Source organism: Roseiflexus sp. (genome assembly GCF_057785375.1).
Map to the genome: position 1 here is coordinate 101,928 of NZ_JBYNRX010000087.1, position 9,685 is coordinate 111,612.

Here is a 9,685-nt window from a genome sequence, read left to right on the forward strand (position 1 = left end):
CCGATGATGGCGCCGACATATTTTCCTGCCACCGATATGATCGCCGCAGCCGTGAAGCGCGCCGAACAGCGCATTGCTCCGCTGTGGCCCCTGCGCAATTTTGTGGCGGTCAATCCGTATCTCGGTCTGATCGAGCACTCCTTCGAGAACGCCGCCGAACTGCTGGCGCGCCGGGCTGGCGCCCGCATGACTGCGCCGCGCTCCTTCTATGCACAGGCGATCACAAGCGGGCGCGTGATCGATGCCGACCTGGCAGCGGCGCTGGCCGAAGGCATCCCGTTCCCCGGCGCTCCTGCGACGGTCGAAGCGCTCAAGGCGTTCGCACTGAGTGACGCGAAAGCGCCGGCATTCACAACACTGCCCACGGTCGCCGATGTTGCGCGTGAGACGACCGGCGTCAACTGGGCTGACATCGTCACCGAGTCGATCTCGACATGGGCAGGCGCCTACTTTGACCTGGGCCAGTCCTACTGGCGGTCGCCGTGGGCCGATCTGCCGGCATATGCCGCGTGGCGGGCTGAGGCGGCGCATGATCGCGCGCCGCAGATGCGCGGCGCGCATGGGTTTCGCCAGGCGCTGCGCGAATTGCCGGAGTCGGCGATGGAGACGATTGTCGCTGCGATAGAGATATTGAACATTCCTGCCGAGGGAGTTGAGGCGTACCTGCACCGGCTCTTGCTGACCATTCACGGTTGGGCCAGTTATGCCCGCTACCTGCGCTGGGAAGCCGAACTCTACAGCGGCAAAGACGACACGCTCACCGATCTGCTGGCGATCCGGTTGGTGTGGGAAGTGGCGCTCTGGCGCAGCTTCGCGTCCAAAGGGTTGGCGGAGGCATGGCGAGCGCGGGCTGGCGAACTGGTCAACGATTACCTGGACGACGCGACCCGGCGCGCGATCGCTGGCGATCTCCTGCTCCAGCGCGCCTTCGAGAAAGCCTATCAGCGCCAGTTGTTCGCCCGCCTCGGCGCGCAGACGACGGACGCACCCGCGACGCGAAAGCGGGTGCAGGCAGTCTTCTGTATCGACGTGCGCTCCGAGATCTTTCGCCGCGCGCTCGAAACCGTGACTGATGAGATCGAGACGATCGGTTTCGCCGGTTTTTTCGGCTTCCCAATCGAGTATGTGCCGCTGGCGGAAACCCGCGGCGGCGCGCAGTGCCCGGTTCTGCTGACACCGCAGTTCGTGATCGCCGAGTCGGTTCGCGGCGCGCCCGAGGCTGAGGTGACCGCTGCCATCGAGAAACGCGCGATGAACCAGCGCGTCGCCAAAGCGTGGCGGATGTTCAAGTTCGGACCAATTTCCTGCTTCGGGTTCGTCGGTCCGGTTGGGCTGGCATATGTGCGGAAGCTGGCACTCGATACGTTGGGGATTACCCGCCCCGTGCCGCATCCGGCGACCTTCGGGCTGGATGCGCACACCCGCGAGCGTGTTCGCCCCAGTCTCGAGCCGCGCACGATTGGCGGGCGCACGACTGGCATGGCGCTCGAGCAGCGGGTGGCGGTCGCCGAGGGTGCGCTCAAAGCGATGTCGCTGACGACCAACTTCGCTCGCATTGTGCTGCTTGCCGGGCACGGCTCGACCACCGTCAACAACCCGCACGCGACGGGTCTTGATTGCGGCGCCTGCGGCGGTCATACCGGCGAGGCGAATGTCCGCGTGGCGGTGCAGATCCTGAACGACCCGGCAGTGCGCGCCGGTCTGAACGCGCGCGGACTCGTCATTCCCGACGATACCGTGTTTGTGGCCGGTTTGCACGACACCACCACCGATGATGTGGCGATTTTCGACAAAGCCGACATCCCGGCGAGCCATGCCGAAGATCTCAAGCGGCTAGAAGCGGACCTGGCCGCCGCCGGACGGTTGGCGCGCGCCGAGCGATCAACCCTGCTGAAGATCACGTCGAAGGCGGACATCGATGGCGCGGTGCGGCTGCGGAGCAAGGACTGGTCGCAGGTGCGTCCGGAGTGGGGGCTGGCTGGCTGCGCAGCATTTATCGTCACCCCGCGTGATCGCACGGCAGGGGTGGTGATGAATGGACGCTCCTTCCTGCACTCATACGACTGGCGGCAGGACGAAGGGTTCGGTGTGCTGGAACTGATTATGACGGCGCCGATGATCGTTGCAAGCTGGATCAATCTGCAGTACTACGGTTCGACAGTGGACAACCGGGTTTTCGGCAGCGGCAACAAAACGCTGCACAACGTCGTCGGCACGCTTGGCGTTCTGGAGGGCAACTCCGGTGATCTGCAGGTCGGGTTGCCGTGGCAGTCGGTTCACGACGGCGAAAGCTACGTCCACGAACCGATGCGCCTGCACGTGATGATCGAAGCGCCGATCGAGGCGATGACCGACATTATCGCCCGGCACGAGCAGGTGCGGCAGTTGCTCGACAACGGCTGGCTCTACCTGTTTGCGCTCGACGAGCGCGGCAAGGTGATGCACAAGTATGCCGGCGGGTTGCGCTGGGAGGCGTGTTGAGCAGGCGGCGAGTCACGTCGGGCAGGAACTGACGATAGCCAGGAATGTCAAACGCGCTCCGCAGTCCCTGCTCGCGTCCTGAGATCGCCAGATAGATCGTCGGCGTTGGCTGAGCCTGCCAAAGCCAACGCCGTCTGACTATCTTGCTGCGTGCGTTCCGACGGGGGCTTGTCGAATCTGAATCAACCCAGGTATGGATATGACTGCGATGACAACCACACCACCATTCGTCATTATCATCACCCATGCCGGACGCGATCCCGGCGCCGCCACGCTGGGTTTTCTGACCGCCAGCGCAGTGCTTGCCGCCGGGAATCGCGCAGCGGTTCTGCTGCGCGGCGAAGGAGTGTTGTGTGCAACACCCGAGGGGTGGGCTGCCGGTTTGCACGAAGCAGGATACCCGCCTTTGCGCGAGGTGCGCGATGCGTATCGTGCAGCCGGCGGGGCGCTGTATCTGTCGCAACCGTGTCTCCGGCGCTACTGGCTCGATGCCGATCACGGTCTCCTGCCAGATGTGCGCGTGCTGGGCATCGAGGAAATGGCAGCGCTTTGTGTTGGCGCGACAACACTGACGTTTTAAGGTCGGTATATCGACATGCCTGCGCGAAGTGTGGTATAGTTATTGTCAGCAATGTCGCTGAACGCAGGCGAGCATATGAACCCTTTCGGCAACCGCAAGCCGGTCATCGATCCTGAATTGTTCATCGGGCGCCGCGACCTCATCGCCGCCGTCTGTGAACGCCTGACGGCGGCGCCATCGCAGTGTTGCGCTATAATCGGCGATGCGCGGAGCGGAAAAACCTCACTGCTCTACTATCTGCGCAGCGCATCGCCGGAGCGCCCGATCTGCGGCGACGCGACGGCGCGGTTTGTCTTCCCCTATGTCAACGCTGGTCCGTATGCCGATCTGGGCGTTTCTCAGAGCCACGGCGCATTGTACTTCTGGCGTGATCTGGCGCGCGCCACGGCTCAAGCGCTCGCTCTGTACGACGATCTCCCGGCGTTGCCCGATCAGGGCATCGCCGAAACAGCGATCGTCGATGCAGTTTATGTGCTCAAATGCGTCGTTGAGGACATGATCCGGCGAAATGGCGACCGCACGTTTGTGTTTCTGATCGACAACGTGGAGGGGATTGCCCGCCTGCCGCGCCATACCGCCAGTTTTTTGCGCTCGCTGACACAGGACCCCGATATTGGCGCGCACGTCGCCTATGTGGTCACTGCCAGCGCGCCATTAAGCCGGCTGTACCCGCTGGACGAGTTGCGCGAGCCGTCGTCCTTCTGGGGGTTGTTTGCCAGCGAATTCTTCATCGGCAGGCTCGATGACGCCGACATTGCCGCGTTGCTCGCGCGCGCGCCGATGTTCAGCGCCGCCGATCACGCCTGGATCCGGCGGCTTGGCGGCGCCAACGTGCTGCTGCTCCTGATTGCCGCTGCGCACGTCTATCACTGGCGAACGCATCCCAATGGCAGCAACCCCGACGACATCGAGCGCGCCGCTATCGAAGAGGCGCGCCCCCTCTGCCGCTCCTGGTGGCGCGAATTGATCGAAACGCATACCACGGCGACCGACGCGCGCGCGGTGCTGCTCGAACAGCACCGCGCGCCAACCTCCGACGAAACCGCGATCTTCGAGGCGCTCCACCTGCGTGGTCTGGCGCAGCGCGACCGGCATGGCTGGCGGATGACCTCCGCCATCTTCGCTCAGGCGCTGTCGGACCAGCCTGGCATGCCCGCCGCTGAAACGTCGCTCCCTCTGCCCCCTGCGGCGCCAGCAGCGCCGCCCGCCTTCACCCACCTCGAAGGGGAAGTCTATGCATTCCTGCACGAACACGCCGGGCGCGTCTGCACCCGCGATGAAGTCAAGCGCGCCATCTGGCCCGTGTCGCCGCCGTCCGACAGCGCGCTGCAGAAGATTATCGAGCGCATTCGCGACAAGATCGAACCCGACCCCAAACATCCGCGCAAACTGATCGCCGTGCGCGGCCAGGGATACATGCTGCGCCGCGACGTCGATTGACCTCCTCCCCGCCATTCGATGGAGCACGATCCGCTGAAGGTATAGTCTTTTTGTGTCTCTTAAGTCTTTCTATTGACAAAAATAGCGACTCGTGCTACCTTCCGCAATGTCAGCAATATCTTTATATGTCTTTGAGGAAGGTATGGATACGATCGAGATCATCCGCAGCAATCTTTTGTCACCACTCGTACTGGCGTTTGTTTTGGGGATTGTGGCGACCCTGATCAGGAGCGAGGTCGAGATTCCAGAAGCGGTCATCAAGGCGATTTCGGTCTACCTGTTGTTCTCTATCGGGCTGAACGGCGGCATCGAACTGGCAGGCACGACGCTTGGCGAGTTTCTGCTGCCGGCGCTGGCGACGATTGCCCTGGCGATTGCCGTGCCGACGTGGTGCTACCTGATCCTGCGCGGTCCCGGCAGGTTCGACATTCCCAACGCCGCCGGCATTGCCGCGCACTATGGTTCGGTCTCATCGGTGACATTCGTCGCCGGCATTTCGTTCATCGAGCGCCTGCCGGACGGGCAGAACACCTTCGAGGCGTTCATTCCGGCGCTGGCGGCGCTCATGGAATGGGGAATCGTTGTGGCGCTCTTCATCGGGCGCTGGCGCATGGGTGTGAGTCAGGCGCAGAACAGCGAATTCGGCCGGGTCATCCGTGATACTCTTACCGGGCGCAGTGTGGTATTACTGCTCGGCGGGCTGCTGATCGGCGTCATTATCGGCGAGCAGGGGTTTGCGCGCATCAAGCCGCTCTATAGCGACCTCTTCCGCGGCGTGCTGGTCTTCTTCCTGATCGAAATGGGCATGCTCGCTGGCCGGCAACTGCGTGATTTTGTCAAGGTCGGTCCGTTTATGGCGGTCTTCGGAACCGTGATGCCGCTCATCCACGGCATTATCGGCGTGTCGCTCGGTCTGCTGGCAGGTCTTTCGCCGAGTGGCGCCTTCATCCTGGGGGTGATTACCGCCAGCGCTTCGTACATCGATGCTCCCGCCGCCGTGCGCGCCACGTTCCCGCAGGCGAATCCGAGCATCTATCTGACGTCGTCGCTCGGAATTACGCTGCCGGTGAATCTGATCATTGGCTTGCCGTTGTATTATGAATATGCACGCTGGCTGAGCGCGGCGCTTGGACGGATGTAACGCTTCGCGATGAAGTGCAGTGAAAGGAGCGAGTGATGAAACTGACGACCGTGCGGTTGGTGACGATCATTGCCGAACCAGTGCTGAAGGAACGCCTGATCAATGAGATCCGTACGCTCGGCGCCCACGGCTATACCATTTCGGAGGTGCATGGCGAAGGGACGCGCGGCATTCACGCCAGCCGGTGGCAGGGCGGCAATGTCAAGATCGAAACGCTGGTCTCGCCTGAGGTTGCCGACCGCATTATAGACGCGGTGGCAGACCATTATTTTCCCAACTATGCCGTCATTGCCTATGTCTGTGACGTACAGGTGGTGCGCGGCGAAAAGTTCACATAGTTAAAAAACCATTTGCTCTCTGCGCGGTTCCGTGCTACCATCCCTGGTCTGAGCTTGTGTATCGGCATACGCGCTATGGCTGCTGACTGGATCGTGGTGCGCGGGGCGCGCGTCCACAATCTCAAGAATATTACGGTCACCATGCCGCGCAATGCGCTGGTGGTGATCACCGGTCTGTCCGGCTCCGGCAAGTCGTCGCTGGCATTCGATACGATTTTTGCTGAGGGTCAGCGTCGCTATGTTGAGTCGCTCTCCGTCTATGCACGTCAGTTTCTTGGGCAGATCGATAAGCCGGATGTCGATGCCATCGAAGGTCTGTCACCCGCCATTGCTATCGACCAGAAAGGGCTGGCGCGCAATCCGCGCTCAACTGTCGGCACGGTCACCGAAATCTACGACTACCTGCGCTTGCTCTTCGCTCGCATCGGGCGACCGCACTGCATTCATTGCGGTCGTCCGCTGACTCGTCAGTCGGCGCAGCAGATGATCGATACGATCCTCGGGCTGCCTCCCGACAGCCGCATCCTGCTGCTCGCGCCGCTCGTTCGTGATCAGAAGGGCGATCATCAGTCCCTCCTCGATCAGGTGCGCAAACAGGGGTTTGTGCGCGTGCGCGTCGATGGTGAGGTGCGCGACCTGGCGGATGATCTGCGCCTGGATCGCTACCGATCACACACGATTGAGGTTGTGGTTGATCGCCTCGTTATTCCATCGCCCGATCCGGCGCCGCATCAGTCGCAGTTTCGGGTGCGCGTCGCCGATTCGGTCGAGACGGCGCTGCGGGTCGGCGATGGGGTGGTGATCGTGCAGGTCGTCGGCGGTGATGAACTGACCCTCTCGCAACGGTATGCCTGTCCGGTCCACGGTCCCGCAACGATTGGGGCGCTCGAACCGCGCGATTTTTCGTTCAATAACCCGTCTGGCGCCTGTACTGCCTGCGATGGACTCGGCAGCGTGCTGGAGTTCGACCCCGATCTGGTCATTCCTGACCGCTCGCTCTCGCTCGCAGAGGGTGCGATTGCGCCCTGGGCAAACGTCAGTCGCGCGCAGCGCCGCTACTTCGACGATCTGCTGGCATCGCTCGCCGATCACCTTGGTTTTTCGCTGCACACGCCGCTGCGCGACCTCCCCCCCGACGTTGTGGCAACGATCCTCTACGGCTCCGACGGCGATGTGCTGCCGCTACGCTACCGGCTGCGCGGCGAGGAGCGCGTCGTCGAAGCGCCGTTCGAGGGGGTGATCCCTGCGCTGCGCCGTCGGCTGGCAGAGTGCGCCGACGAAACGGAACGCGCGCAGATCGAGCAGTTTATGACGCCGCGTGTCTGCCCGGCGTGCAACGGGGCGCGCCTGCGCCCTGAGTTGCTTGCCGTCACCGTCGCCGGATACACGATTGCACAGGTGTCGGCGCTCCCCGTCGCTGAAGCCTGGTCGTGGGCAAAGGCGTTGGCTGCCGATGTCGATGCGGTTGTCACACGCTGGCGCGAGACGCGCGAAAGCGACCTGCACTCATCCGCCTATGCTCTGACCGTGCGCGAATGTCAGATCGCCGCACCCATCCTGAACGACATCTGCGCGCGCCTCCGCTTTCTGAACGAAGTAGGGCTGGAGTATCTCACGCTCGACCGCGCCGCCACGACCCTTTCCGGCGGCGAGGCGCAGCGCATCCGCCTGGCGACGCAGATCGGCTCTGGGTTGAGCGGTGCGCTCTACGTTCTGGACGAGCCGAGCATCGGGCTGCACCCGCGCGACACGGCGCGCCTGCTCGCTACGCTGCGCCGCTTGCGCGATCTGGGGAACAGCGTGCTGATTGTCGAGCACGATGAAGAAATCATCCGCGCCGCCGATTGGATCGTTGATATTGGTCCCGGCGCAGGAGAGCGCGGCGGCGAGGTGATCGTCAGTGGACCGCTCGACGCTGTGCTGGCAGAGCCGCGCTCATTGACCGGGCAGTACCTCTCAGGCAAGCGCGCAATCGCCGTTCCGCGCCGGCGACGATCCGGTAGCGGCAAGTTTCTGACGATCAAGGGGGCGTGTGAGCACAACCTGAAGCATATCGACGTCGCCATTCCGCTCGGATGCCTGGTCGCCATTACCGGTGTCAGCGGCTCTGGCAAATCCACGTTGATCAACGACACGCTCTACCCGCGTCTGGCGCAGGCGCTCCACGGCGCGCGCGCGCGCGCCGGCGCGCACGACGCCATATACGGCATCGAGCATATCGACAAGGTGATCGATATCGATCAGTCGCCGATCGGTCGCACGCCGCGTTCCAACCCGGTCACCTACACCAAAGCGTTCGATCCGATCCGCAAGTTGTTCGCGCAGACGCCTGAAGCGCGCGCGCGCGGCTACGACGCGAGTCGCTTCTCGTTCAACATCCCCGGTGGACGCTGTGAACACTGCAATGGCGAAGGGTTGATGCAGATCGAAATGCAGTTCCTGCCCGACCTCTACGTGACCTGCGACGTGTGCCACGGCGCGCGCTACAACCGCGAGACGCTCGACATCCGCTACCGCGGCAAGAATATTGCGCAAGTGCTCGACATGACCGTCGAAGAAGCGGCGGCGTTCTTCGAGCGCGTGCCGGCCACCGCCGAAAAGTTGCAAACCCTGATCGATGTGGGGCTGGGATACATCCGCCTCGGTCAGCCGGCCCCCACCCTGTCCGGCGGTGAAGCGCAGCGCATCAAACTGGCGACCGAACTGAGCCGCCGCGCTACCGGGCGCACCCTCTACATTCTGGACGAACCAACGACCGGATTGCACGTCGCCGATGTGGATCGCCTGCTGCGCGTGTTGCAACGGCTGGTCGATGCAGGAAACACGGTGCTCGTCATCGAACACAATCTCGATGTCATCAAGTGCGCCGATTGGGTCGTCGACCTGGGTCCCGAAGGCGGCGACGAGGGCGGGCGCGTCGTCGCCGCCGGAACTCCCGAACAGGTTGCGCACACTCCGGGATCGTACACCGGTCAATACCTGGCGCGAATAATCATTGAACGTTGAATGTTATTTCACCTCCAGCCGGCGGCGCGCGAAGGCGCGAACGTTTCTGGCGATGGCAATGGCTTCACGGGCTTCCTCCGGCGACGGTTCGGCGCCGGGGTTGCGCGCATTGACCGCAAATCCAGAGAGGAAATCAAGCGCCTGTTCGTCCACATTGATCGGGATGCCATTGCTGATGCAGAGATGACGCAGGATCGTCAGGTCGTGCGTCTTGGGAAATGGGATCATTCCGGCGATCAGCATCGCCTTGAGATATTTTTCAGCGCATTGTTGTGCATGGAAGACGGCAGCGTCGGTATGCTGAGTCTTGCCGCGCATAGCGCGTCCATGTCGAGGTCGCCTTCCGCTTTGGCGACCCAATCCAGGGGATTACTTTCTTTCATAGAGACAGATTCCCTTTGTGTAAATCTCGCGCAGGAAGGGCGAGAAGGCGCGCAGCGCCTCTTCGATCTCTTCAGGGGTCTTGACGATCAGGTCGAGGGGGAACAGGCGCGGTTGCAGCGCCCGCGCCACGCGCAGATACCGCTGGCGATACGGTTCGTCGCTCCGAACGACCACCAGCAGATCAACATCGCTATCGGGCGTCGGGTTGCCATACGCATATGAGCCGAAGAGAATAATCTTCTCCGGGTTGACCTCGCGGACGAGCCTTTCGATGGCGGCAGGCAACGTCTCCGCCACCGGCGGCAGACCGCGTGG

8 protein-coding genes are annotated in these 9,685 nt (G+C 62.8%); 6 read left to right on the forward strand and 2 right to left on the reverse strand.

Going from position 1 to position 9,685, the window contains the following annotated elements; all coding sequences use genetic code 11:
- Positions 1-3 precede the first annotated feature (3 nt).
- From AC3EA7_RS16845 to uvrA, 6 genes are all read left to right on the forward strand, one after another.
- Positions 4-2,481 (forward strand): YbcC family protein, encoded by a 2,478-nt coding sequence (locus AC3EA7_RS16845; RefSeq protein ID WP_488615241.1) that lies wholly within the window; start codon positions 4-6, stop codon positions 2,479-2,481.
- A 208-nt stretch (positions 2,482-2,689) separates the two neighbouring features.
- Positions 2,690-3,061, forward strand: coding sequence for a DsrE family protein (locus tag AC3EA7_RS16850; RefSeq protein WP_488615232.1), 372 nt, complete (start codon positions 2,690-2,692; stop codon positions 3,059-3,061).
- Positions 3,062-3,136: 75 nt separating this feature from the next.
- Positions 3,137-4,501, forward strand: coding sequence for a winged helix-turn-helix domain-containing protein (locus tag AC3EA7_RS16855; RefSeq protein WP_488615233.1), 1,365 nt, complete (start codon positions 3,137-3,139; stop codon positions 4,499-4,501).
- Positions 4,502-4,643: 142 nt separating this feature from the next.
- Positions 4,644-5,642, forward strand: a complete 999-nt coding sequence (locus AC3EA7_RS16860; RefSeq protein ID WP_488615234.1) for a sodium-dependent bicarbonate transport family permease — start codon at positions 4,644-4,646, stop codon at positions 5,640-5,642.
- A gap of 35 nt (positions 5,643-5,677) precedes the next feature.
- Entirely contained in the window at positions 5,678-5,980 is a 303-nt protein-coding gene (locus AC3EA7_RS16865) for a P-II family nitrogen regulator (RefSeq protein WP_488615235.1), read from the forward strand.
- Positions 5,981-6,055: 75 nt separating this feature from the next.
- Positions 6,056-8,986: an excinuclease ABC subunit UvrA gene (uvrA, locus tag AC3EA7_RS16870; protein ID WP_488615236.1), complete on the forward strand. Its 2,931-nt coding sequence runs from the start codon at positions 6,056-6,058 to the stop codon at positions 8,984-8,986.
- 3 nt (positions 8,987-8,989) lie between these two features.
- Here the strand turns inward: uvrA and AC3EA7_RS16875 are convergent, their stop codons facing one another.
- Positions 8,990-9,304 carry a HEPN domain-containing protein gene (locus AC3EA7_RS16875; protein ID WP_488615237.1) on the reverse strand — a complete coding sequence of 105 codons (315 nt, stop codon included), beginning with the start codon at positions 9,302-9,304 and terminating at the stop codon, positions 8,990-8,992.
- Positions 9,305-9,355: 51 nt separating this feature from the next.
- Positions 9,356-9,685 (reverse strand): nucleotidyltransferase domain-containing protein (locus tag AC3EA7_RS16880; RefSeq protein ID WP_488615238.1); only part of this gene is annotated, 330 nt, incomplete at its 5' end.

Coding starts and splice junctions, on each gene's coding strand:
- AC3EA7_RS16845 (WP_488615241.1), top strand. CDS start 4: ATGATGGCGCCGACATATTTTCCTGCCACCGATATGATCGCCGCAGCC.
- AC3EA7_RS16860 (WP_488615234.1), top strand. CDS start 4,644: ATGGATACGATCGAGATCATCCGCAGCAATCTTTTGTCACCACTCGTA.
- AC3EA7_RS16850 (WP_488615232.1), top strand. CDS start 2,690: ATGACAACCACACCACCATTCGTCATTATCATCACCCATGCCGGACGC.
- AC3EA7_RS16855 (WP_488615233.1), top strand. CDS start 3,137: ATGAACCCTTTCGGCAACCGCAAGCCGGTCATCGATCCTGAATTGTTC.
- AC3EA7_RS16865 (WP_488615235.1), top strand. CDS start 5,678: ATGAAACTGACGACCGTGCGGTTGGTGACGATCATTGCCGAACCAGTG.
- AC3EA7_RS16875 (WP_488615237.1), bottom strand. CDS start 9,304: ATGCGCGGCAAGACTCAGCATACCGACGCTGCCGTCTTCCATGCACAA.
- uvrA (WP_488615236.1), top strand. CDS start 6,056: ATGGCTGCTGACTGGATCGTGGTGCGCGGGGCGCGCGTCCACAATCTC.